This window comes from Brevibacterium paucivorans, assembly GCF_016907735.1.
GTDB classification, from domain to species: Bacteria; Actinomycetota; Actinomycetes; order Actinomycetales; family Brevibacteriaceae; genus Brevibacterium; species Brevibacterium paucivorans.
The window spans coordinates 89,937-112,427 of the sequence record NZ_JAFBCP010000001.1; the positions used below are offsets into that span (position 1 = coordinate 89,937).

Below are 22,491 nucleotides of genomic sequence, written 5' to 3' on the forward strand. Positions count from 1 at the left end.
AAGCGTATCGAGAGGCACTGACACAGAAAGTCACGTCGCGACACCACGCACAAAGGTGCCCGGTGTCGTGTAGAACACATGTACTTTTGTAAAGTAGAAGCGTAGAAAATGGCGTGGGGCGAATCTGCCTACGTGAAACAAGGAAGGGCCTACATGTTCAAAAAGGTTCTGGTTGCCAACCGCGGTGAAATCGCGGTTCGCGCATTCCGTGCGGCATACGAATTGGGAGCGTCAACCGTCGCAGTATTCCCATATGAGGACCGCAACTCTGAGCACCGCCTCAAAGCTGACGAAGCGTACCTGATTGGCGAAAAGGGACACCCGGTTCGCGCTTATTTGAGCGTCGAAGAGATTATCCGTGTCGCAAAGGAATCCGGCGCCGACGCGATCTACCCCGGTTACGGTTTCCTTTCCGAGAACCCGGATCTGGCACGCGCGTGTGACGCTAATGGAATTACCTTCATTGGGCCCGCAGCCGATGTTCTCCAAATGGCCGGAAACAAAGTCGACGCTCTCGACGCCGCCCGTCGCGCCGGCATTCCAACGCTTGCTTCGACCCGCCCTTCGGCAGACCTTGACAAATTGCTCGCCGAATCCGAAGACATGGAGTTTCCGCTCTTCGTCAAGGCAGTCGCCGGTGGTGGTGGACGTGGTATGCGTCGCGTCAACTCGCGCACTGAGCTTGTCGATGCGCTTAAGGCGGCTATGCGAGAAGCTGAAGGTGCGTTTGGCGACCCGACCGTCTTCATTGAACAGGCCGTTCAGCGACCACGCCACATTGAGGTGCAGGTTCTCGCTGACAACGACTCCAACGCTGTTCACCTTTTTGAGCGCGACTGCTCGATTCAGCGTCGCCACCAGAAGGTCGTCGAAATTGCTCCCGCTCCACACCTCGACCCCGAAATCGCACAGGCTCTTCACGAAGATGCTCTGAAGTTCTCCCGGGCCTTGGGTTACCAGAACGCCGGAACGGTCGAGTTCTTGCTCGAAACGGAAGGTCCACGTAAGGGCAAGCACGCGTTCATCGAGATGAACCCGCGCATCCAGGTGGAGCACACGGTGACTGAAGAGATCACCGACGTCGACCTCGTGCAGTCGCAGATGCGGATTGCAGCTGGAGCTTCACTCGAAGAACTTGGCCTCACACAAGACAACATCCACATCAAGGGTGCCGCCCTCCAGTGCCGTATCACCACCGAGGACCCAGCAAACTCGTTCCGACCTGACACGGGAACCATCACCGCCTACCGCTCCGCCGGTGGTGCCGGTGTCCGCCTTGACGGCGGAACCGTCTATGCGGGCGCCGAGGTGTCGGCCCACTTTGACTCCATGCTGGTGAAGTGCACCACGCGCGGACGTACCTTTGAGCAGGCGGCTTCACGTTCCAACCGTGCATTGGCTGAGTTCCGTATCCGCGGTGTAGCTACCAACATCGGGTTCCTGCGGGCCGTCCTGGCTGATCCTGCTTTCCAGGCTGGCGACCTCGCCACGACGTTTATTGATGAACGCCCGTACCTGCTTGAAGCAAAGGTCGGTGCCGACCGTGGTTCGAAGCTTCTTGAATACCTGGCGAACGTCACGGTGAACCGTCCACACGGATCGTCGCCTGTTGCCCTTCAGCCCCGTGAGAAGCTTCCCGAATTCGACATTTCAGGGGAAGCACCCGCAGGTCACCGTCAGAAGCTACAAGAATTGGGACCTGAAAAGTGGGCACAGGCACTGCGCCAGGAGAACGCTCTGCGCGTCACCGACACCACGTTCCGCGATGCCCACCAGTCGCTCTTGGCAACCCGTGTGCGTACCCGCGATCTCGTGGATGTCGCACCGTATGTCGCCCGCATGACTCCTGAACTTCTCAGTGTCGAAGCGTGGGGTGGAGCTACGTACGACGTTGCCCTGCGCTTCCTCGCGGAAGACCCGTGGGAGCGTCTCGAGAAGTTGCGCGACGCCATGCCGAACCTCAACCTGCAGATGCTTCTTCGTGGTCGTAACACGGTGGGTTACACGCCGTACCCCACCAAGGTCACGGACGCGTTCGTTGACGAAGCAACACGCACTGGTGTCGACATCTTCCGTATTTTCGACGCGCTCAACGACGTCAACCAGATGCGCCCAGCTATCGACGCCGTTCGCAACACGGGAACTGCGGTTGCCGAAGTAGCACTCTGCTACACCTCGGACCTCAACAACCCCAACGAGAAGCTCTACACGCTCGACTACTACCTCAACCTTGCTGAAGAGATCATCGAGTCTGGCGCCCATGTCCTAGCAATTAAGGACATGGCCGGCCTGTTGCGCCCTGCAGCAGCCAAGAAGCTGGTCTCTGCTCTTCGTTCGAATTTCGACCTGCCGGTTCACGTCCACACCCACGACACTGCAGGTGGTCAGTTGGCGACACTCATCGCCGCTGCTGAAGCAGGGGCAGACGTCGTGGACGCAGCAAGCGCATCAATGGCGGGAACCACTAGCCAGCCGTCGCTTTCAGCTCTGGTCGCCGCGTTTGAAAACACCGAACGCGACACCGGCCTGAACCTGCGCAATGTTGAGGACCTCGAGCCGTACTGGGAGAGTGTGCGCAACGTCTACAAGCCATTCGAATCTGGGCTTCCTGGACCCACCGGACGCGTGTACAAGCACGAAATTCCGGGCGGTCAGCTGTCCAACTTGCGTCAGCAGGCAAACGCTCTGGGACTGGGCGAAAAGTTCGAGGAAATTGAAGACTTCTACGCGGCTGCCGACAAGATTCTGGGCCACCTCGTCAAGGTGACTCCTTCTTCGAAGGTCGTGGGTGACCTCGCACTGCACATGGTCGCTGTGGGAGCGGACCCACAGGACTTCGCTGAGAACCCACAGAACTACGACATCCCAGACTCTGTTGTCGGATTCCTCAGCGGCGACCTCGGGGACCCTCCGGGTGGCTGGCCAGAGCCTTTCCGCACCAAGGCGCTGGAAGGACGCACCCACAAGGCCCCTGCAAGCGAACTTTCGCCTAACGACTCCAAGCTGTTGGACGAACAGGGTGAAGTGCGTCGTGACACTCTCAACCGTCTGCTCTTCCCGCAGCCGGCCAAGGAGTTCCTCAGCATGCGCGATACCTACGGCGATCTTTCGGTCCTCAACACCACCGACTACCTGTACGGTCTGGAAGAGGGCGAAGAGCACGCCGTTGTCATCGACAAGGGTAAGGCGCTTCTTCTGGGCATCCAGGCAATTGGTGCGGCCGATGACCGCGGCATGCGCACCGTGATGTGCACTCTGAACGGTCAGCTGCGCCCGCTGTCGGTACGCGACGAATCCATCAAGGTTGACGTTGCGGCGGCCGAACGTGCCGACACCTCAAACCCTGGTCACGTGGCCAGCCCGTTCGCTGGTGTTGTCACCCTGCAGGTGAAGGAAGGCGATAAGGTCAAGGCGGGCCAGACGGTTGCCACGATCGAAGCGATGAAGATGGAAGCCTCGATCACCTCCCACATCGATGGAACGGTGTCTCGTTTGGCAATTGGCCCAGTCGCGCAGCTTGAAGGTGGCGACCTAGTCGTTGTGATCGATGGCTAATCGCACGATTCGTACGTTTGGGGATCCGGTTCTGCGTACAACGTGTGAGCCGGTGACCCAGTTCGGAGAGTCCACCGTCGCGCTGGCACAGGATTTGTTGGACACGGCGGCGCCGGAAGGTCGCGCCGCCGTTGCCGCCCCGCAGATCGGTATCGCTGTGCGCGCCTTTGGGTATGACTTGCACGGTCGTAGGGGAGTGGTTTTCAATCCCGAGGTCGTTGCAAGTGGCGAGGTTCGGGATATTGACGAGGGTTGCCTGTCAGTCCCGGGCCTGTTCTTCCCAACTCCTCGCTACGCGTTTGCGACAGTACGCGGGGTCGATGAATACGGTCAGCCCGTTGAGATTTCGGGTGACGGGGTGTTTGCACAGATGTTGCAACACGAAACCGATCACTTGAACGGTGTTGTATACGTGCAGACCTTACCGTCTGACCGTCGAAAAGAGGCCATGCGCCAGATTCGACAGTCAGACTGGTTTATGAAGTAGCGAGCCCGCTCTACCCTTCGGTGCGTTCTGCCACGGCCGCTCGAACGCACGCAACCAGCCCCTCAATGGCTACTTCGAGCTCTTCGAGCGTGGGCATCGAAGGCGCAAGGCGAATAATTGAGTCAGTGGGGTCCTCACCGTATGGGTGCGTGGACCCCGCTGGCGTGAGTTTGACCCCAGCCTGCGCGGCGAGTTCGACGATTCGGCTAGCGGTCCCGTGCGGCACCGTGAGCGTAATGAAGTAGCCACCGTGGGGCTGTGTCCACGAAACTCCCTCAATACTGCCCAGATCACGGTCCAGCACCTTTTCTACCAGCTCAAACTTGGGCTGGAGAATCGCCGCATGCGCCTGCATGTGGGCGCGCACACCGTCAGCGCTACGGAAGAACCGTGCGTGACGAAGGTGGTTGATTTTATCGGGCCCAATGCATGTGGGGGAGAGGCACGATTCATACCACTCCATGTTCTGCTGTGACGAGCCAATAAACGCCACGCCCGCGCCTGCCTGAGTGACCTTAGAAGTCGAGGCAAAGATCCACACGCGGTTGGGGTTGCCGGCCTTGCTGCACACATCCAGGATGTCCAGAACAGGCGCTTGGTTGTTATCATCCAAGTGGTGGAGCGCGTAAGCGTTGTCCCAGAAGAGTTTGAAGTCAGCCGACGCTGGCATCTCAGCCAACGCTTGAGCGCGTTCAGGCGACACATTGATGCCGGTGGGGTTCGAATATGCGGGGACGACCCACATGCCTTTCACGTCATCGCGGGAAGCGTATTCAGCAACCTGCTCGAGCACAGGCCCTTCGTCGTCCATCTCAATGGGAATCAGTTCAAATCCCAGGCTTTCAGCCAGACCAAAGTGACGGTCATAGCCCGGAACAGGACATAGGATCGCGCGCTTCTTCCCGGCCCATGCGGTGCCGTCTGGTGAGTCGTGCAGTAGGTGGAACTGCAGGACTTGACTCATGAGCACCAGCGACGAATTGCCCTGCGCGAACAGCTGTTGCGTGGGCACCTGTAGAAGGGGGGAGAAGATCTCACGGAGTTCGGTCAAACCCTTCAATCCACCGTAGTTGCGCGTGTCGGTGCCATCGGCAGCCGTAGCGGTTTCGTTGGTGACGTTCGTCAGCAAATCAGCAGAGAGGTCAAGCTGTTCGACCGATGGCTTTCCGCGTGTAATGTCGAGTGACAGGCCACGTTCTTTGAACGCCGTGTACTCTTTTTGGGCGTGTGCGAGATTCTCCATGAAAAAACCCTGACTTTCGTGATGCTCTATATTCACTATCCTAAGCATCATGCTTGATGCGTTACGACGCCCCTCAGTGATTTTCGGTGCTGGCTTTGGGGTCCTGATCAGCGTGCTCTGTTTCTTCCCCGAAGTTTTCAGCCTTCACACCGTCACTGGTTTCGTTCACTTTACTGCCATGCGACCTTTTGCGCTTGCCGTTGTGGGTGGCGCTACGATGCTGGGTTTTCTTCTGTGGGCGTTCTGGCGGTCGCCCATGCTGCTTGCCATGCTGGTTGTAGTAGCGCTGTTTACGGGCATCGTTGGCGTCCAGTGGGCGTCAAAAGGTTTGCGTAATTCCGCCGAGGTGGCGGCCCCCTCCAGCGACAAACTCACCGTGGTAAGTGCGAACGTTCTAATCGGCAACGATTCGTACGACAGGTTGTTTAAGCGGATTAGCGACACTGACGCAGATATCGTCACGTTGCAAGAGGCCGCTCACACGACAGTTGAGGACAAGCTTGAGAAGTTCGGGCTGTCGGATGCATATCTGGTCACACCCGAGACGCCCACTGCCTCACCCACAGACGCTGATTCTCTGGTCATGGTCAAGCACGACCTAGAGCCGGAGGTCATCGACGCGCACTCGCTCCCGTTTGCTACGGCTGGTGTACGCACCTCACTCGGCGAGTTCTATTCCATCCACGCTCATGCTCCTGTCCAAAGTGCGGTCGAACAGCGCAATTGGGCACACAGCGTCAAGACAGAGCGTGATATTTGTGAGCGTGCCACCTTGATTGCTGGTGACTTCAACGCGACAACGGATTCGCCACTGATGCGCACTGGCAGGTGCTCAGACTCAGCCGAAGAACTCAATATGGGTGCCCGAGGGAGTTGGCCATCCAAGTGGTCGAGTATGCTTGGTGCGCGCATCGATCACCACCTGTATAACCCCGAGTTGCTCACACCGTACAAGGGTGAAATGTTCGTGATCGACGGGAGCGATCACCGCGGTCTCGAGTTTTCGTACGCGTTTCAGGACGCTGATGGTTGAGCCCAAGATCAGTAACCGCCTTCATGGGCGTCACTTTGGTCAGTCTCCGCAAGCGTATGAGCGTTTTCGGCCCGGATACCCCAGAGAAGCGTTGGATATCTGTGTACACGCCGCACTTGGCCCACGGGTCGCCGATATCGGCGCGGGAACTGGAAAACTCAGCGTCGCCTTGCGCGACCGCGGGCTGGACGTCACCGCGGTCGATCCGGACACCTCGGCCCTGAAACATAACCCGTGCCGCTCTTTGGTGGGGACCGCCGAAAACATTCCTTTACCCGCGGGCAGCGTCGATTTGGTGACGTTTGCGCAGTCATGGCACTGGGTCGACGCACAGGTAGCCGTCACGGAATGCGCCAGGGTTCTAACACCTGGGGGAGTAGTGGCAATTCTGATCAACCAGCTAGACGTGTCACACGAGTGGGTCATGCGGATCGCACGCATCATTCACGCTGGCGATGTGTACCGACCGGAGTGGCGGCCTAACCTGGGTGATGCGTTTGGCGAGATTGAGGCGCATGTGAGCACGTTTTCACAGAAGCTCACGTTTGACGATCTGGTGGGGCTGGCGTCGACGCGTTCGTATTGGTTGCGTTCGGGGCAACAGCAGCGAGACAGAATCGTGAACAATCTTCGAGACTATCTGTTGAATGAAAATCCCATGGGGGAGACCTTGCAGCTGCCGTACGTGTGCCTCACCTATGTGGCGAGGTTAAATGCATAAAAGGTCAGGCAAGGAGAGTGTCCCTGCCTGACCTTTTACTTACGGCTCTTTAGCTGTGAGCCAGGCTTTCTTTAGGCCTCAGTGTTGGAGGAGCCTGCCAGTGGCGTGTTGTTTGGCTCGGTGGGCGCCGAGGTGGTGTTCCCGCTGTGGGAGATGGAAATCTTGCGTGGCTTGGCTTCTTCTGACACTGGGATCGTGAGTGTGAGAACACCGTCGCTGAAGTCAGCAACAATGCGGTCAACGGCGATCCGGTTGCCCAGAGTCAGCTGACGTGCCGCGGTTCCGGTTGGACGTTCGCGGGTGAGCCACTCGACACCTTCACCAGCTTCAACTTCACGTTCAGCGCGGACCGTCAGGGTGCGGTCTTCAACGTCAACGTCGATGCTTTCTGGGCGAACACCTGGCATGTCGATGCGTGCCACGTAGTTCTCTCCGTCACGGAACAGGTCCATGGGGAGTGTGGTGGAGTTGGATCGAGTGACTTCAGAGATGAAGCGGTCGATGTCACGGATAGGGTCAAAACGAGTAGCCATAGAAGATCACCTTCCTTGTAATGAACTCTGTACATTGAGCCTAACGCACTCAACTTTAGAAAAATTCCGTTCGCACGTTAAATCTATGCAAAATAGTGGGGCCCACCCGAAGGTGAGCCCCACTCAACTCTACTTAACATAATGTATATTATCGGCTAATAGCCCATAGTTGCGCTTAGCCAGCCGCGGTCAGTCGCCTTAGAGAACTTCGTACGAAACTGAAATAACACCACTGCTATATCCGCCCACGGCCTTCATAGCCGCTACGGACAGGTCCAGGCAACGTCCACCGATGTACGGACCGCGGTCGTTGATGCGAACAACGGTCGTTTTGCCGTTTGCCTTATTGGTGACCTTTACACGGCTATTCATGGGAAGTGTCTTGTGCGCCGCGGTCATAGCGTTTGCATTGAAGCGTTCACCGCTCGCCGTTGGTCCGCCATGCGTGCCATCTCCGTTGCCGTACATGGACGCCTTGCACGTTCCGCCTTGGCCAGAAGCCTTCTTGTTGTGCGGCTTATTCGAGTCGTCAGCCGAAGTACCCTTCCCACCGGAAGACTTCGAGGACTTCGACGAGCTTGATGAACCCGCAGAGCTAGACGAACCCGACGCCGACTCCTCAGGTTCTTCCTTTGGAGCGTCCATCTTGACCGATGCCTTCGAGGCCTTGTTCTGCTTCTTGGCTTCTTCTTCGTGCTTCTTGACTTCGGCTACCTGCTCCGATTCGCCCTGTGGCAGAGCGAAATCAGGCTCATAGTAGTCATGAGCATTAGCCTGTGCTTCGACGTCAGCGTTCGACTCCCCCTGACCGTTGTTGACAACACCGGCTACCGCAATTGTGGCGATCGCTGCGGTAGGAATCGCAATAGCTGCCATCACTGGCGCACGACGGCCGGAAGCAAGAACTCCCGCAGCCGATACAGGTTCACCGTGGCGTCCCGCCGAGGCTTTCCGGCGACCAAACAAATCCTTAAGCGACCCGCGAGTCGCTGGCTTTGACGCAGAATGCTTACCCATAAACGTTCCTTAATACTCCTGATACCGCGCTCACATTAAGCGCAGGACCACTGGCCCCAGCCAGCTTTTGCTTGCAGAATTTTTGCGCGCTTGAACTGTTCGCGCGGGTGGGCGTCGATTGGGTTGCCCTTGCCTCCAACTGAGCGCCAGGTCGCCAGCTTGAACTGGAACAGACCAAAGTGCGCACGGTTGGCCTTGTTGATAGCACGTGGGTTAAAGGTGGATTCGCACTTGGCAATCTTGTACCAGCGCGATCCAGGCCCACCCAACATGGCCTTGATTTCTGCCGTGGACATTGGGGAAGAATAATCGCCACTAGCGTCACCGGCGCTCGCATCGGAGGACTCCCCCGACTTCGACGAGCTCTTCTTCTTTGAGCCCTTCTTTGACGAGCTCGAACCACTCGATGACGAACCAGAGGTTGACGAGGATGAAGATGAGGAGGACGACTCGGACGAAGAAGATTCGTCCGTCGACGTTTCAGGCATTGTCACTGAAGCGTTGCCAACAGCCGCGACATTACGCGCCTGCTCTTGGGCCTGCTGAAAGTCATCCTCGTGGTGATTGACACCCGATTCTGGTTGCTCAACGCTGATGGTTTCGGGTTGTGTGAAGGCTTCTGCCGAGGTGTCTCCACTTTGGGGTGCTCCGACAACTCCAGCGACACCGACCGCAATAATTGCGACGGTTGGCACGGCGATTGCCGCCATGACTGGTGCGCGTCGACCCGAACTCAGAACCGTCGAAGCTGACAGCTTTTTAGATTGTGCGTGACGACCCTTTTTCTTGGTACGAGAAAAGAGGTCAAGAACAGATCCCTGTGTACGCGAAGAAGTGTGCTTGCCCATACGTGATGCCTTTACAATCCCGTTACCATTCCGTGACAGTTGTAAAGCATATATAACGAACCGTTACTTTATCAAGCTACGGGGATGTGAGATGCGTTGACTTCAGTGGGCTGTTCCACACACATACGCGTGCGCGCGACCTCAATCACTACTTACGGGAGAAGAACTCCACTCCCCTGCGCGTGAAGTCGGCACCTTTCGTCACGCCAGTCGTTGTGAGGTGAGACAAGAAATCAACACCGTTGTGCAGTGCTTCTCGCACATACTCCACGCCTTCATTTAGGCGCTCTTCCGAACTGTCAACAACCTCGGCGGGCCGTACGTTACTCATGCGGACACGGGTAGCGTGCGCGGTGTTGGCTACACGTTCACGTAGCGTGCGCGAGGTGGCGTCCTGAACTTCTGGCTGAGTCGCATTCGTCATAGTTCTATTCTGTGTGCAGGCTCCGGCAGGGTCAATATGTACAGGGAATAAATGGCCACGGTACGATGTTGTGGTTACATTCCCTTCCGCTACTTTTGAAAGGATCTCGATGAGCGAACGTAGCTTGCGCGGTACACAGCTGGGATCTCGATCGTTAGAGTCTGAAGTCGGTGTTGAGCCGGCACCCCGCCAGCACGTCGAGTACGTATGCGAGGACGGGCACAGGTTCACCGTTCCCTTCTCAGTCGATGCTGAAGTACCCGCTACGTGGGACTCAGGCGCTCACGGAATTGGTGTTCGCAGTGGCGGTGAAGAACCAGACGAAGAACCAGAAAAGGCTGCACGTACCCACTGGGACATGCTTCTGGAACGCCGTAGCTTCGAGGAACTGCAGGTTCTTCTGGACGAACGCTTGGCGATTCGTCGCGGTGAGGCTACTCCGGAGATTTAGCCGACAGACGACTGACAAGAGCCTTCACCTGAGAAGTGCGACGGGCGACGCCCCATTCCGCTACTCGGGTGAAGGCTTCTTTTATGATGTTCCCGTCCATCTTCGACTCACCTAGCTCACGTTCGACAAAGGTGATCGGGACTTCAACGATCGAGAAGCCGGCCAGTGCAACGCGCATGGTCATGTCGATCTGGAAGCAGTAACCCGCCGACTCAACCTGCGAAAGATCGATTGTTTCGAGTACCTCGCGTTTGAACGCACGGAATCCTGCTGTTGCGTCGTGAACACCCAGGCCTAAAGCAACGTTGACATAAACGTTTGCGCCGCGCGACAAGAAGTGGCGGTTACGTGGCCAATTGACCACCGCTCCCCCAGGGATCCAGCGTGATCCGATAGCCAAGTCTGCGCCACGCCCCACTTGTGCCAACAGCTGTGGCAAATCACGACCGCGGTGTGACCCGTCGGCGTCCATTTCACAAATGGCGTCATAGTCGCGCTCAAGCGCCCATGTGAAGCCCGCAATGTACGCCGGACCCAGGCCGTTCTTTTCTGTGCGTTGGAGCAAGAACAGTGTCGAGCCATAGTCAGGCGACTGCTTCACCCACTCCCCTGTGCCATCAGGAGAACCGTCGTCGACAACCAGGATGTCGACGGTGTTGTACTTGCGGATCGTCTCAATGGTGATGGGTAACGATTCACGCTCGTTGTACGTGGGGATGACGACTAGTGTTTTCACTCCTGCAATGCTACACGGACTTAGGCGTTGCGTCGTAAGAACGGCCGCCTACCCATGTTGTTCGCGCATGAGGCAAAGTTGCCCCCAAATCAGGCAGGCCTGGCGTTCCCGACCGTGGGTCCGTGCTCCACGCGGCTACCCTGGGATCGGCCACCTGGACCACAAGCGAGGTTGCTGACCACCGAACCATGTCGACAGCACTTCCCGGCGCAAGAACGCCACCGTCAAACTGCCCCAGCGCCCGGAACCCGAACCGCGTAGACGCGTTAAACGCCGCGCGTGCCGATAGGCCGTTTTCAACACCTGCTCGCACGGCCTCCCACGGCTTCCCGGCCAGCGAAAAGCTCACTTGAGCACCTGCGTTGAACAGAGCATGCAAGTCGCGTGGATGATGCGGGTTCACTGTCAGGGCAAGACCAGAGGTGCCCCACACCTCGGGGTCCACCTGGGTGTCACACGCGATCAGCACGCGCACCCCAGCGCGTTGGGCGGCAGTTTTCCAGGCGGGGTCGCTTACCAACTTTTCGAGCTCTGCGAGCTCATCGGCTGTGTCGGCCAGAATGAAAACAGGACCAGTCAGAGTGTTGGAATCGCGGGCCGCATCGACCTGGATGGCTCGACGACCTTCACGCACGTCGGTGGGATAGGCCACGACGTGTGGGCCTGTCACTGCGTCGCACTGTTCCTGTGTTCCGATCACGTGGACGCTCGTAACTCCACAGGACAGATAGTCGTAACCGTCTCCACTGCGTAGATCTAGAGCAGCGTCGACGAAGCCAGGAGCCACGAAATCGCCATCGAGCGAAGTTCCGGAACTCACCGCCTCATCGGATCCCACCCACACAACAGTGTCACCGTCGTACGTGATCGCTGTTGCAAACGGGTCTGCAGTCGAATATACGTCTCCACCAAATAAAGTTTCACTCACGGGCCACACATTAACGCACTTTCAGGCGTTCACATGTAGGGTTTAGTGCGTGACCGGCCTAGTAATCATCGACATGCCCGCGCTTTACTACCGTGCGTTCTATTCCGTCCCCAGCTCACTGACGAGCGCCGACGGAACGCCCGTGAATGCGCTCCGGGGCACGCTCGACGCCATTGCGACACTGGCAAGTCGACTCAGCACAACGCGGATCATCGCAGCGAGTGACGCCGCATGGAGACCCAGCTTCCGCACAAGAATCGTTCCCGAATATAAGGCGCACCGGGAACGCGAAGACAAACCCGGCACCGAGACTCCCGACGATCTCATTCCCCAAATTCCGCTCATCTACGAAGCCTGCACACTCTTAGGTCTCCCCGTAGGGCACATTGAGGACACGGAAGCCGACGACGTGATCGGATCCGTCGTTCACCAGTGGGACGGCCCCATCACCGTCGTCTCCCCCGACCGGGACCTCTTATCACTTCTCAGCCCTGACAAGCAGATCACCCTGCTACGACCTCGGCCGCGGGGGCAATGGGAAGAAACCACAGTCCACGACCTCCCAGACCTCTACGGAATTCCCACCGGAGAACGGTACCGGGAGCTTGCGGCTCTGCGTGGCGACCCGTCCGATGGTTTATCCGGGGCGCAAGGAATCGGCGAAAAAACCGCGGCAAAACTACTGGCCGGGTATGGCAGCCTCGACAATGTTTTTGACGCCGCGAAACGCGGAGTCAAGGACCACGGCCTGTCACCTAAACGCAGAGACAACCTGCTCGCAGCCGAACACGCGGTGCGCAAAAACGTACAGGTCATGACCGTCCTCACCGATCTAGACGTGAGTAACCTGATCGAGTCCTCCGCCACAATCACCCCAAACGTTGCCGGTCTTGACGCATTCGCCCAGCGCTACGGGGTTGAACGATCAATCAGCCGACTCACAGAAACCTTCACGTCCCACACACCACAAACGTCACCGCCAACGTCCTGGGCAGACGAACCCCTTTTCGCGTTCGACTTAGAAACCACGGGTCGCGACCCCCACACGGCACACATCGTCAGCGCGGCTCTCATCGACATGCGCACTAACGAAACCTGGGAATGGCTGGTCTACCCGGAAGACGACATTCCGGCGGAAGCAACAGCCGTCCACGGGATCACCACCGAATTTGCCCGCGCCCACGGCACGCCACGGGCACAAGCAATTGCACACATGCACGCTGTCGTCTCGGAACGCACACCTGCGTGCATCGTTGCCCACAACGCGCCGTACGACCTGACGATTTTCGCCCGCGAATGCGCACAGCAGGGCCTGCGCATCCCAGGCTTCTTCGTCATCGACACTCTGGTCATCGACAAACAGGCCGAACCGTATCGCAAGGGACCCCGGACGTTGGACGCCGTGTGTAAGCGCTGGGGCATTTCCTTAGACAACGCGCACGACGCAACGGCCGACGCCCGCGCCTCGGGCTTGGTGGCTTTGGCGATCGCCGATGCGTTCCCCGATATCGCCCAACTGAGTGCAGAACAGATTCACCACGCACAAAAGGACTGGAAACGCGAACAGGCGGCGCGTCTGCAAGAATATCTTCGGACTCGACGTGACCCCAACGCGGTCGTTGATCATGAGTGGCCCTTTCTAACCCGAGGAGAACGCTGATGGGACTTTTCGACAAACTCGTCAACAAACCCGGTTCGCAAGCCAAGAAGCGTATTGGCTGGTTTGAAAAGGTCCTCAAGGATTTGCCCGAGGCGGACTACGAAGACCTCAAAGACTCCGAGTTCCCGTCCACGGCTGCCAAGATCTTTGAAACCGGTGACAAGCGCGAACAGTTCACGAAGTTCGCGGCCCTGGTTCGGGTGGCTGCCCAGAAGACCCTTGAACAGCGTCCGTATGACGTGCAGCTCCGTGGTCTGGTGGCGCTTCTGGACGGCATGGTGGTCCAGATGATCACCGGTGAAGGTAAGACCTTGGTGGGTGCCATGGCGGCGGCCGGTTACGCCCTGCAGGGACGTTACGTCCACGTGGTGAGTGTGAATGACTACCTGGCGGCCCGTGACGCTGAGTGGATGCGTCCGCTGTTCGAACTCTTAGGCGTGAGCGTGTCCTCCATCCAGGAATCTGATGACGACGCCACCCGCAGGGAGGCGTACAGCGCCGAGGTCGTTTACGGTTCCGTGCAAGAAATCGGCTTTGATCTGTTGCGCGACAGGTTCGTCGAAGATGACGCGGATACCCGGGTACCACCGCGGGATGTTGTCATTGTTGACGAAGCCGATTCGGTTCTCATCGACGAAGCGCGAGTTCCCCTGGTTCTGGCTGGGTCCACGAACGTCGAGGAGGCGAACTTCCAGATTGCCCGGTTCGTGGAGAAGCTTGAAGATGGTGTGCACTACGAGGTGAGCTCGGACCACAAGGCTGTTTCGCTCACCGATGAGGGTGTCGATCTTGCAGAAAAGACACTCGACGTTGAACTGTTCGGTGAAGACGCCGACACCCTCGCAGCGATCAACCTGGCACTGTATGCACAGGCCCTGGTTCACCGAGACGTCGACTATCTCATTGTCGACGGTGCGGTGAAACTCATTTCGGACTCGCGTGGACGCGTCGCGCAGCTCCAACGGTGGCCCGACGGCCTGCAAGCCGCGGTCGAAGCAAAAGAAAAGCTTGAAACCAGTGAGTCCGGCGAAATCTTAGACCAGATGACCGTTGAAGAGATGATTCACGGCTACCCCACGGTGTGTGGCATGACCGGTACGGCCCTTGCTGTGGGCGATGATTTGCGCGAGTTCTACGACTTGGAGATCGCAGCGATTGAGCCGAACGTTCCAACGGTGCGTGAAGATGAGCCTGATCGTCTGTACACGTTCCAAGAGTCGAAGGAACGCGCGATCGTTGACGAGGTTCTGGACCAGCACAAGAGGGGTCGCCCCATTTTGATCGGTACCCGGTCGGTTGCAGAATCCGAAAGTTTGGCGTCGCGGCTCAAGGCGCGCGGAATCGACGCTGAGGTCCTCAACGCGAAGGACGATTCGCGCGAAGCCGAGATTATTTCGCGGGCTGGTGCAAAAGGCGCTGTCACCGTGTCTACGCAGATGGCTGGGCGCGGTACCGATATTCGCTTGGCTGATGAAGAAGTCGCTGACCTGGGTGGGCTTTTGGTGATCGGCGCCGGACGGTACCCGTCCTCGCGTCTGGATGACCAGCTCCGAGGTCGTGCCGGCCGTCAGGGTGACCCCGGCACCTCGGTGTTCTTCACCTCCCTTGAGGACAGCCTGTTGGACCGGGTTCCGGACGCTCAGAGGTTCGTAGAAGACGGTGATGAAACTGGTTTTATCGACTCCAAGCGCGCAGCACAAATGGTCGAGCACGCACAGCGCATTGCCGAAGGTGAGAACACCGCGATCCACCGTGACACGTGGCGTTTCAACGAGCTCATGGCAAAACAGCGCCAGCTCGTTCTTCAGCGACGTGTCAAGGTTCGCGAAGGCCACGGTGTTGACGAAGTGAAGGAATGCCTTGATGAGGAATTCACGAAGCGCCATTCAGATCTCGATGACGCCATTGTGGACCAAGCAATCACCTCGGTGTTGCTGTTTAAGATCGATGAGCGTTGGGTCGACCACTTGGCGTACCTGAATGACCTACGTGAAGGTATCCACTTGCGCACTCTGGCGCGCGAGAAACCGCACGAAGCGTTCAACTCAGAATCCGTGCGCGTGTTCTCGTCGTTCTGGGACGACGTCGTCGACGGATCGGTTGAGGTTCTCAACGACGTCACGATCACCAAACAAGGTGTGGACCTGGACACGTACGGTTTGAAGCGCCCGTCGTCCACGTGGACCTACTTGGCAGCCGAATCGACGTTCGGTTCCGATGTCGAAAACATCGTTAAGCGCGTGCGCAAGTAGAACTGCGCTGTTCACTTAGCTGTCGAGGACGACACCGCGTCGGATCGACATAGCAGCGCGTTTGATGACTTTGGCAGTGCCTGGTTCGACCACGTTTTCCACTTGGCCCAACAGGTCCAACGTCTGTTTTGCCCACCGCACAAAGTCACCAGCGGAAAACTCGGCACTTCCCATTGCGCTGCTGAGTGTTTTGCCTTCGGTCCACGCGAAGATGGCCTTCATCATTCCCGGTTCGGGTTCGGGCGTAATGGGAAGACGCGAATCAGTTTCGATGTGAAACAGTTGGCTCCACAGCTGTTGTAGCTCACCAAACGCCTCTTGCAACTGCTTTGACGGCAGACGCGGAACTCCACCCTCTTCTCGGCGTGCCTGATACACCAGGCTCGATGCCAGAGCGGCGACCTCGGGTTCGGTGAGACGGTCCCATATGCCGGCACGTACCGACATCGCGGTGAGGAGATCGCGCTCGCCATAGATTCTACGCAGAATCCACGAGTCGTCTGGCAGGAACTTCAGCGTGACAAGAACATTGCACACGCGGTCAAACACGTGGGCGATCGACGATGTGCGGCCCTCAATTTGGTGTGTGAGACTCGACAGTTCTTTTTCTACTTTGGCAGCGCGTTCTGCCCACCGTGCGTGGGTTTCACGATCCGGGCACTCGTGGCACGGGTGGTCGCGTAGCTGCTGGCGAACGAGTTGGATTTCATCTTGACCGACTGTTGGTGCTTTGTGCTTGGACCGCGGAACCGCTGCGGGGTCCTTCAAGCGTCCTTCGTCCAGGGCCGTTTCCACAATGGCTTGTACTTGCCTTCGGTGAGCGACCACCCTGTGGTTGAACTTCTTGGGAAGCTTAATACGCCCCAGTTTCACCGCTGGTTCGGTCACTTCGTGAGGTCGCAGGTGCCACACTTTCCCCGATTCCGTCAGAACTGTCGGCAAGCGCACCCCGTGGTCGTCGTTGCGGAGTGCTTGCAAAACGACGCACGCGCCAAAACCGCGTCGGCTCGGAATGAAGATCGTGTCTCCCACGCTTAAGTGCGAGAGCGATTCAATCACATCGCGCTGACGCAGTTTACTGCGCTGGTTGCTGGCACGCTTCTCTAACTGCGCAATCGTCCTCCGCAACCCCGCGTACTCTGAGAAGTCACCGTAGGAACACTCCATTGCAGACTCGTAACCAGCGAGCGTCTCTTCTTTCGATCTCACCTTCCGGGCCAGCCCCACAACTGCGGCGTCAGCCTGGTACTGGGCAAAGGATGTCTCAAGAACCTTTTTCGCATCTTCACTTGTCATGCGTGCGAGCAGGTTCGCAGCCATGTTGTACGTGGGAGTGAACTGGCTCTTGAGCGCGTACGTGCGCTTGGACGCAAGAGCCGCAATATCGGCGAGCTCAATCTGCGGATTCCACACAGTGACTGCGTGTCCTTCAACGTCGATCCCACGGCGCCCCGCACGCCCGGTCAGCTGCGTGTACTCCCCCGGCGTGATCTGCACATGGGATTCTCCGTTGAACTTTGTGAGCTTCTCTAACACCACTGTGCGGGCAGGCATGTTGATGCCCAACGCAAGCGTCTCGGTGGCAAACACCACCCTCAGAAGCCCGCGGACGAACAGCTCCTCAACAACCTCTTTGAACTGGGGAATCAACCCAGCGTGGTGAACCCCAATACCCTGCATGAGGCCGGCGGAGAAATTGTGAAATCCCAGAACGCCTAAGTCTTCCGCAGGAAGCTCTTCGCTCAAGTCATCCAGCCGTAGCGCAATCTCCTGCTTCTCCCGGCTCGAGGTGAGGTCCACTCCCCCGGCTAAACACTGATCGAGTGCATCGTCACACCCGTTGCGGGAAAAGATAAAGAAGATCGCGGGAAGCAAATTCTCACTGCCCAAAGCTTCAATCACGCTACTTCTCGCAGGGCGACGGAAGCGGGAGAAATAACGACCTCGGCGGCGGTTACCCGGGGACGGCTGGAACCGGCGCACATAGCGCTCCAACTCTTTATTCACGTTAAAACCGCGAGGCGCAAACAACGGAAAGATATCCGTTCCCACACACGCGTGATTGTGCAGTGGCACGGGTCGGTGTTCGGACACGATCACGTCTGTTGACCCGCGCACTTCTGCCAGCCATGCCCCAAACTCTTCAGCGTTGGACACGGTTGCGGACAAGCTCACCAACAGCACGTGGATGGGCAGGTGGATAATCACTTCTTCCCACACGGGCCCCCGGAAACGGTCGCCCAGGTAGTGGACCTCGTCCAAAACCACAAACCCCAGGTCGCTTAAATCGGTGCCCGAATAGATCATGTTGCGCAACACCTCGGTGGTCATCACCATGATCTGAGCGTCCCGGCGGATCGACACGTCACCGGTCAGCAAGCCCACTGACTCTTCACCGTACGCATCGCACAGTTCGTTGAACTTCTGATTCGACAGCGCCTTAACGGGTGCGGTGTAGAAAACGCGCACGCCACGGCTTACGGCAAGCTTGACCGCAAACTGGGCGACAATGGTTTTTCCGGCACCGGTTGGGGCTGCAACCAAAACAGAGCGCCCATCGCTGAGGGCGGAACAGGCCTGGAGCTGAAAGTCGTCAAGCTCAAACGACAGCTCGTTACGAAACTCTGCGAGAGGACCGGTCATGGTTCCTTTTTTAGCTTGGAACTGCGCATAAGCTTGGGCTGGAGTGGGCTGGTCCATATGCTCACTCTAACCGACAGGGCGTTAGTCCTCTTCGACCCACGTGCCCTGGGCAATCATTTTGCGTTTGCGCCGTTTGTCGTTGATTGCGCACACGCCCCATGCCAGGAAGAACATGAACAGCATGGGCACCATCAGGTAGAACATGGAAATAGCGTCGGGTGACGGCGTTGCAATGGCGGCGAAAGTGGCGACCAGCATGATGACCCATCGCCACGAGTGGCGAACTGTTCGTGCGCTGAGCACCCCGATGAAGTTCAGACCCACCAGGATCACGGGCAAGACGAAGGCCACCCCGAACACCACGATGAGCAACATGGTGAACGTCAAGTAGTCCTGTGCCGGGACGATGTATGACGCACCTTGTGGAATGAGCGAACCGAGCGCGTGGATCGCACGTGGAAGCGCGAAGAACGCCAGCCCCGCACCGGCGAAAAACAGCGGAAGGGCAGCGCCTAAAAACCCAAAGACGTACTGCCGTTCCTTTTTTGTGAGCCCTGGAACCACAAATGCGCACAGCTCGTATAGCCACACAGGAGCCGTCACAATAAACCCGATAAACACGGACACCTTGAGTTTGAGGTCAAACGGCGAGGCGATACCCGCGAAGTTGAGTTCAGCTGTGCGTCCCTGCGACTGCGCGACTTCGTCCAAAGGACTCTTCAGCAGCACAATGACAGGGTCATATAAGAACCAGCCCACCGCAGCTCCAATGAGGAGCGCGATGAGCGACACGATCATTCGATTGCGTAGTTCTTTAAAATGCCCCATGAGGGGCATGGTTCTGTCAGGGTTTTTGGAACGTTTCACTTATCGGTGTCACGGGCCGACTGGGTGGAGTCAGCATGTGGGCGAGAACCGTTGTTGACAGAATCTTCCGAACGAGATGACTCAAGTTCGGATGGAGTTTCGTTCGAGTCGTCGTTCATTGATTTCACTTCGTCGCGGAAAATCTTGGCTGACTTGCCCAGGTTACGTGCGAGCGACGGGAGTTTGGAAGCTCCGAACAACAAAATAATGATGACCAGAAGAATGACGATGTGCTGAGCACTGAGTTGCAACAGCATGACGGCTGGCGTCTGGGAAAACATGGCACTCCTTATTTTGGATCCACACTATTCTAAACGCTCAAGCGCGGCACGTGCATACTCCCGTGGCTCGATCGCAAACACGTGTCGCCCGTGCATCATGAGCAGTTGGACGATCCAATCTGCGGAAAACACGGTGAGGTCAACAGTGACCGTTCCGGGTCCGTGCGTGTCAAAACTCACGTCCCGAGGTGTCAGTTCGTCGGCGAGCCACGCACCTTCGGGTGTAAAAGTGATGCGGCAGGGCTGCCCGTTGTTGTGGTCGTCGGTGCCCGTTTGGGCCGGTTCCGAGGTGGTGTGCCACGTGCGAATGTAGTCGGCGCGGAAGGAACGCCGGCCTTGTTTGTCGTGGCAAAAGGCGTCGAGGTACCACTGTCCGTCCAAGTTGAACGCGATGGGTGAGATGGTGCGGGTGGTAACTTCGTCCCGGCTGCGGACGTAGTAGTCGATCGCAAGGGCAGTGCCCGTCTCCAGCGCGTGGGCCACTGCCAAGCGCAACTCTGGGGACACCTCGGCGGGTTCGAAACTCACCGCGCGCGACTCTTCCTCCCCTACAATGCCACGCAACTTCTCAATGACAGTCTGGGCGACCTCGGGGGTGTCCGAACCTGCGGACTCTAACGCCATGAGCAAAAGGTGCGCTTCCAGGCTCGACAGACGAACCGGAACGTCCACGCCCTCGGTATTGCTCAAGGATACGATTCCGTCGGTTTCCCACACATCGATCTTGGCGCCATAATCGTCGGGCATCCCGCTGACAAGCAGGACGTCGAGGTAGTCGCGCACCGTGCTTTCGCTAAGCCCAAAAACCGCGGCGAGTTCGGCGATGGGCACTTCTTCCTTTTTGGTGATATACGCGACCAGGCTGATCAGCGTTGTCACCACTTGAGGCGTACTACTCACCAGCCAGCTCCTTTAGCCGTTCCACCGTTTGGCGGTACCCATCCTCGTACGCTCGGACGACCTCGGGCGGTTCGAGAGGTGTGACGAACGACCCCAAACTCAGCATTTCGGATACGAACTCGTGCATGTCTGTGACATCCACAGTCACGCGATCCCAACTGTCGTCAATGCGCGACACGGCATGCGCGCGACTCCGCAGGTTGTCTCCACGCCCATGGGCCAGGGCAACAGACACGCGCACTGTGGGATCCGAACGCACATAGTCGCTGGCGGAAAAGTCGGACGGAATGTCATATGCGCTTGAACGGTACTTGGGGTGGTGTTTCACCTTCCCAACGATCCGACTGAGTCGGAATACGCGGATGCCCTCGCGATCCATGTCATAGCCGACCACGTACACGCGCGGACCACGGCTGAGCACGCCATAGGGGAACAGTGTGCGGACTTCAGGTTGACCGCCTGCCTTGCGATACGTAAACGTTTGAGGCCTGCGGTCCTCAACCGCGTCGATAAAACGGCCAGTGAGCTTCGTGTTCGTTGCGGTAGCGGGAACGGGAACGTCGTGCTGAATGAGATCTTCGCCTAAGCCCGTTAGCTTGGTCATCGCACGCACCGCTGGTCCCGTCTGCGGGAGCCACACCGACGCGGCTCGCAGGACCTCCACCTCGGCAGGGGTGAAGGAGATCTCATCGAGCGCGTAGTCCTCGTCTGTAATGCGGTAGCCGTAGACCACGTCTTCATTTGGCCGGTTGCCCCAGTCGGTACTAGAGATATTGATCCCCATTCCGCGCAGGGTGGCCTTGTCGCGTTCAAACATACGGTTGAACGCGTCGTCACTTAAGTTCTCGTAGCCTTCAACGTGCTCACGAATCTGAGCCTTACTCATCCATGTCCGCGTATTGCGCAGTGCGAAAAGAAGGTTGAGAAGCCTTTCGTACTGCCTGCGAACTGGAGCCGAGACCATTAGCCCACAGCAGACAGGATGTCGACGACGAACACCAGGGTGGCCCCACCAGGGATGTTGGGAGGTGATCCCGCGTCGCCGTATCCCTTGTCGGCGGGGACAATCAACAGAACCTGGGAGCCGACCTTCTGGCCCTTCACGCCTTCGTCCCAACCGGCGATGACTTCACCGGCGCCTGGGGTGAAGGAGAACGGTTGTCCACGATCCCAACTTGAGTCAAATGGCTTGCTGGGGTCGTCCCACAACCATCCGGTGTAGTGAACGCTAACCTTCTGACCTTCTTTGACCTCGGGCCCTTTACCTTCAATCGCAGGCGCGACCGTGAGTTTTTGAGGAGCGTCACCTTCTGGTTTAGAGATCGACGGCTTCCCGTCCTTGTCGCGCTTCACTTGAGGCAAGTCGCCAGGAATGTCTTTCTCGGTACCTTCAGCCTTGGACAGGACTTCCGGCATCTCTTCGACCTTCACAATGTCCCACACGTAAATGAGAGTCTGGTTGGGCGAGTTGCCCCCTGGGCTGGCGTTTTGCACCATGAGCACACGGCCACCTTCTTGAACACCCATGACAGCGTCGAAGAGGCTCTTGTTGATCTGCTGGTCGTCCATTGGGAAACCAGACGGTTTGGAATCGTACGACGACTCGATCTCTTCGCCAGACTCACCGGAAATCAGTGTGTAGTTCGCCGTGACCTGAAGGCCTTTGTCGACCTTCTTCCCAGAACCCTGTTCCAGGGTCTTGTGTGCGTTCTCGGCTGCAAACGGAGTTGTGACTTTGACTTCTGGTTTCTTCTTCGCGTCGCCTGAAACCTGGATGTCGTCGATCGACCCGTTCTGCTTCTGTTCCTGTTGATCGGGTGATTTGGAGTCCTCGTCTTGGCCACCACAACCGGTCAGGACTAGAGCCGAAACGGCGACCGCGCACACAAGTTTTTTCACTGGTTTCCTCTCT

At 57.8% G+C, this 22,491-nt stretch carries 20 protein-coding genes; 7 read left to right on the forward strand and 13 right to left on the reverse strand.

From position 1 onward, the window contains the following. Positions 1-153 precede the first annotated feature (153 nt). Complete coding sequence (locus tag JOE56_RS00415; RefSeq protein ID WP_204514349.1) at positions 154-3,555, forward strand: pyruvate carboxylase; 3,402 nt, start codon at positions 154-156, stop codon at positions 3,553-3,555. Next, positions 3,548-4,042, forward strand: coding sequence for a peptide deformylase (locus JOE56_RS00420; RefSeq protein WP_204514350.1), 495 nt, complete (start codon positions 3,548-3,550; stop codon positions 4,040-4,042). Before JOE56_RS00415 ends, JOE56_RS00420 begins: the two co-directional genes overlap by 8 nt. A gap of 10 nt (positions 4,043-4,052) precedes the next feature. On the opposite strand, the gene JOE56_RS00425 is transcribed toward JOE56_RS00420, so the two are convergent. Further along, on the reverse strand, positions 4,053-5,285 hold the full coding sequence (locus JOE56_RS00425) for an aspartate aminotransferase type Ic (RefSeq protein ID WP_239530299.1): 1,233 nt from the start codon (positions 5,283-5,285) through the stop codon (positions 4,053-4,055). A 49-nt stretch (positions 5,286-5,334) separates the two neighbouring features. Here JOE56_RS00425 and JOE56_RS00430 point away from each other — a divergent pair, with 49 nt between their 5' ends. Together JOE56_RS00430 and JOE56_RS00435 are read left to right on the forward strand one after the other, a co-directional pair. Further along, the gene (locus JOE56_RS00430) at positions 5,335-6,318 is read left to right on the forward strand and encodes an endonuclease/exonuclease/phosphatase family protein (protein WP_204514352.1); all 984 of its coding nucleotides are present in this window, start codon (positions 5,335-5,337) and stop codon (positions 6,316-6,318) included. Next, positions 6,311-7,039, forward strand: a complete 729-nt coding sequence (locus tag JOE56_RS00435; protein WP_204514353.1) for a class I SAM-dependent methyltransferase — start codon at positions 6,311-6,313, stop codon at positions 7,037-7,039. Before JOE56_RS00430 ends, JOE56_RS00435 begins: the two co-directional genes overlap by 8 nt. 71 nt (positions 7,040-7,110) lie before the next feature. Here JOE56_RS00435 and JOE56_RS00440 read toward each other — a convergent pair whose 3' ends face one another. The 4 genes from JOE56_RS00440 to JOE56_RS00455 form a co-directional block, all read right to left on the reverse strand. Beyond that, positions 7,111-7,572: an Hsp20/alpha crystallin family protein gene (locus tag JOE56_RS00440; RefSeq protein WP_102237924.1), complete on the reverse strand. Its 462-nt coding sequence runs from the start codon at positions 7,570-7,572 to the stop codon at positions 7,111-7,113. 198 nt (positions 7,573-7,770) lie between these two features. Next, positions 7,771-8,589: a septal ring lytic transglycosylase RlpA family protein gene (locus JOE56_RS11390; protein ID WP_275577187.1), complete on the reverse strand. Its 819-nt coding sequence runs from the start codon at positions 8,587-8,589 to the stop codon at positions 7,771-7,773. Between the two features lie 35 nt (positions 8,590-8,624). Continuing rightward, positions 8,625-9,437 (reverse strand): transglycosylase family protein, encoded by an 813-nt coding sequence (locus JOE56_RS00450; protein WP_204514354.1) that lies wholly within the window; start codon positions 9,435-9,437, stop codon positions 8,625-8,627. Positions 9,438-9,585: 148 nt separating this feature from the next. Continuing rightward, on the reverse strand, positions 9,586-9,861 hold the full coding sequence (locus tag JOE56_RS00455; protein ID WP_102237921.1) for a hypothetical protein: 276 nt from the start codon (positions 9,859-9,861) through the stop codon (positions 9,586-9,588). Between the two features lie 109 nt (positions 9,862-9,970). Between JOE56_RS00455 and JOE56_RS00460 the strand changes: the two genes are divergently transcribed. Further along, on the forward strand, positions 9,971-10,312 hold the full coding sequence (locus JOE56_RS00460; RefSeq protein WP_102237920.1) for an RNA polymerase-binding protein RbpA: 342 nt from the start codon (positions 9,971-9,973) through the stop codon (positions 10,310-10,312). Here JOE56_RS00460 and JOE56_RS00465 read toward each other — a convergent pair. Together JOE56_RS00465 and JOE56_RS00470 are read right to left on the reverse strand one after the other, a co-directional pair. After that, a complete protein-coding gene (locus JOE56_RS00465; protein WP_204514355.1) occupies positions 10,296-11,048 on the reverse strand; it encodes a glycosyltransferase in 753 nt (250 codons plus the stop codon). The two genes, JOE56_RS00460 and JOE56_RS00465, sit on opposite strands and share 17 nt — an antisense overlap. A gap of 10 nt (positions 11,049-11,058) precedes the next feature. After that, positions 11,059-11,976, reverse strand: coding sequence for a metal-dependent hydrolase (locus tag JOE56_RS00470; protein WP_204514356.1), 918 nt, complete (start codon positions 11,974-11,976; stop codon positions 11,059-11,061). A gap of 49 nt (positions 11,977-12,025) precedes the next feature. On the opposite strand from JOE56_RS00470, the gene JOE56_RS11535 reads away from it, so the two are divergent. Next, positions 12,026-13,636, forward strand: a complete 1,611-nt coding sequence (locus tag JOE56_RS11535) for a 5'-3' exonuclease H3TH domain-containing protein (RefSeq protein ID WP_204514357.1) — start codon at positions 12,026-12,028, stop codon at positions 13,634-13,636. Beyond that, the gene (gene secA2 / locus JOE56_RS00480; protein ID WP_204514358.1) at positions 13,636-15,888 is read left to right on the forward strand and encodes an accessory Sec system translocase SecA2; all 2,253 of its coding nucleotides are present in this window, start codon (positions 13,636-13,638) and stop codon (positions 15,886-15,888) included. The genes JOE56_RS11535 and secA2 overlap by 1 nt, the downstream gene beginning before the upstream one ends. 15 nt (positions 15,889-15,903) lie before the next feature. Here secA2 and JOE56_RS00485 read toward each other — a convergent pair whose 3' ends face one another. From JOE56_RS00485 to JOE56_RS00510, 6 genes are all read right to left on the reverse strand, one after another. Then, positions 15,904-18,588 carry a DEAD/DEAH box helicase gene (locus JOE56_RS00485; protein ID WP_204514359.1) on the reverse strand — a complete coding sequence of 895 codons (2,685 nt, stop codon included), beginning with the start codon at positions 18,586-18,588 and terminating at the stop codon, positions 15,904-15,906. A 24-nt stretch (positions 18,589-18,612) separates the two neighbouring features. Beyond that, entirely contained in the window at positions 18,613-19,359 is a 747-nt protein-coding gene (gene tatC / locus JOE56_RS00490) for a twin-arginine translocase subunit TatC (RefSeq protein ID WP_239272143.1), read from the reverse strand. 35 nt (positions 19,360-19,394) lie between these two features. Beyond that, positions 19,395-19,679, reverse strand: a complete 285-nt coding sequence (gene tatA, locus JOE56_RS00495; protein WP_239530303.1) for a Sec-independent protein translocase subunit TatA — start codon at positions 19,677-19,679, stop codon at positions 19,395-19,397. Positions 19,680-19,703: 24 nt separating this feature from the next. Further along, the gene (locus JOE56_RS00500) at positions 19,704-20,579 is read right to left on the reverse strand and encodes a WYL domain-containing protein (RefSeq protein ID WP_204514360.1); all 876 of its coding nucleotides are present in this window, start codon (positions 20,577-20,579) and stop codon (positions 19,704-19,706) included. Then, the gene (locus tag JOE56_RS00505; RefSeq protein WP_204514361.1) at positions 20,572-21,465 is read right to left on the reverse strand and encodes a helix-turn-helix transcriptional regulator; all 894 of its coding nucleotides are present in this window, start codon (positions 21,463-21,465) and stop codon (positions 20,572-20,574) included. Before JOE56_RS00505 ends, JOE56_RS00500 begins: the two co-directional genes overlap by 8 nt. Before the next feature lie 77 nt (positions 21,466-21,542). Further along, positions 21,543-22,478 (reverse strand): FKBP-type peptidyl-prolyl cis-trans isomerase, encoded by a 936-nt coding sequence (locus tag JOE56_RS00510; RefSeq protein WP_204514362.1) that lies wholly within the window; start codon positions 22,476-22,478, stop codon positions 21,543-21,545. Between the last annotated feature and the right edge of the window lie 13 nt (positions 22,479-22,491).

What these genes read in the sequence shown, in the direction of transcription:
- tatC (WP_239272143.1), bottom strand. Translation starts at nt 19,359, where the DNA reads ATGGGGCATTTTAAAGAACTACGCAATCGAATGATCGTGTCGCTCATC.
- JOE56_RS00420 (WP_204514350.1), top strand. Translation starts at nt 3,548, where the DNA reads ATGGCTAATCGCACGATTCGTACGTTTGGGGATCCGGTTCTGCGTACA.
- JOE56_RS00485 (WP_204514359.1), bottom strand. Translation starts at nt 18,588, where the DNA reads ATGGACCAGCCCACTCCAGCCCAAGCTTATGCGCAGTTCCAAGCTAAA.
- JOE56_RS00460 (WP_102237920.1), top strand. Translation starts at nt 9,971, where the DNA reads ATGAGCGAACGTAGCTTGCGCGGTACACAGCTGGGATCTCGATCGTTA.
- JOE56_RS00425 (WP_239530299.1), bottom strand. Translation starts at nt 5,285, where the DNA reads ATGGAGAATCTCGCACACGCCCAAAAAGAGTACACGGCGTTCAAAGAA.
- tatA (WP_239530303.1), bottom strand. Translation starts at nt 19,679, where the DNA reads ATGTTTTCCCAGACGCCAGCCGTCATGCTGTTGCAACTCAGTGCTCAG.
- JOE56_RS00430 (WP_204514352.1), top strand. Translation starts at nt 5,335, where the DNA reads ATGCTTGATGCGTTACGACGCCCCTCAGTGATTTTCGGTGCTGGCTTT.
- JOE56_RS11390 (WP_275577187.1), bottom strand. Translation starts at nt 8,589, where the DNA reads ATGGGTAAGCATTCTGCGTCAAAGCCAGCGACTCGCGGGTCGCTTAAG.
- JOE56_RS00450 (WP_204514354.1), bottom strand. Translation starts at nt 9,437, where the DNA reads ATGGGCAAGCACACTTCTTCGCGTACACAGGGATCTGTTCTTGACCTC.
- JOE56_RS00455 (WP_102237921.1), bottom strand. Translation starts at nt 9,861, where the DNA reads ATGACGAATGCGACTCAGCCAGAAGTTCAGGACGCCACCTCGCGCACG.
- secA2 (WP_204514358.1), top strand. Translation starts at nt 13,636, where the DNA reads ATGGGACTTTTCGACAAACTCGTCAACAAACCCGGTTCGCAAGCCAAG.
- JOE56_RS00415 (WP_204514349.1), top strand. Translation starts at nt 154, where the DNA reads ATGTTCAAAAAGGTTCTGGTTGCCAACCGCGGTGAAATCGCGGTTCGC.
- JOE56_RS00435 (WP_204514353.1), top strand. Translation starts at nt 6,311, where the DNA reads ATGGTTGAGCCCAAGATCAGTAACCGCCTTCATGGGCGTCACTTTGGT.
- JOE56_RS00440 (WP_102237924.1), bottom strand. Translation starts at nt 7,572, where the DNA reads ATGGCTACTCGTTTTGACCCTATCCGTGACATCGACCGCTTCATCTCT.
- JOE56_RS00505 (WP_204514361.1), bottom strand. Translation starts at nt 21,465, where the DNA reads ATGAGTAAGGCTCAGATTCGTGAGCACGTTGAAGGCTACGAGAACTTA.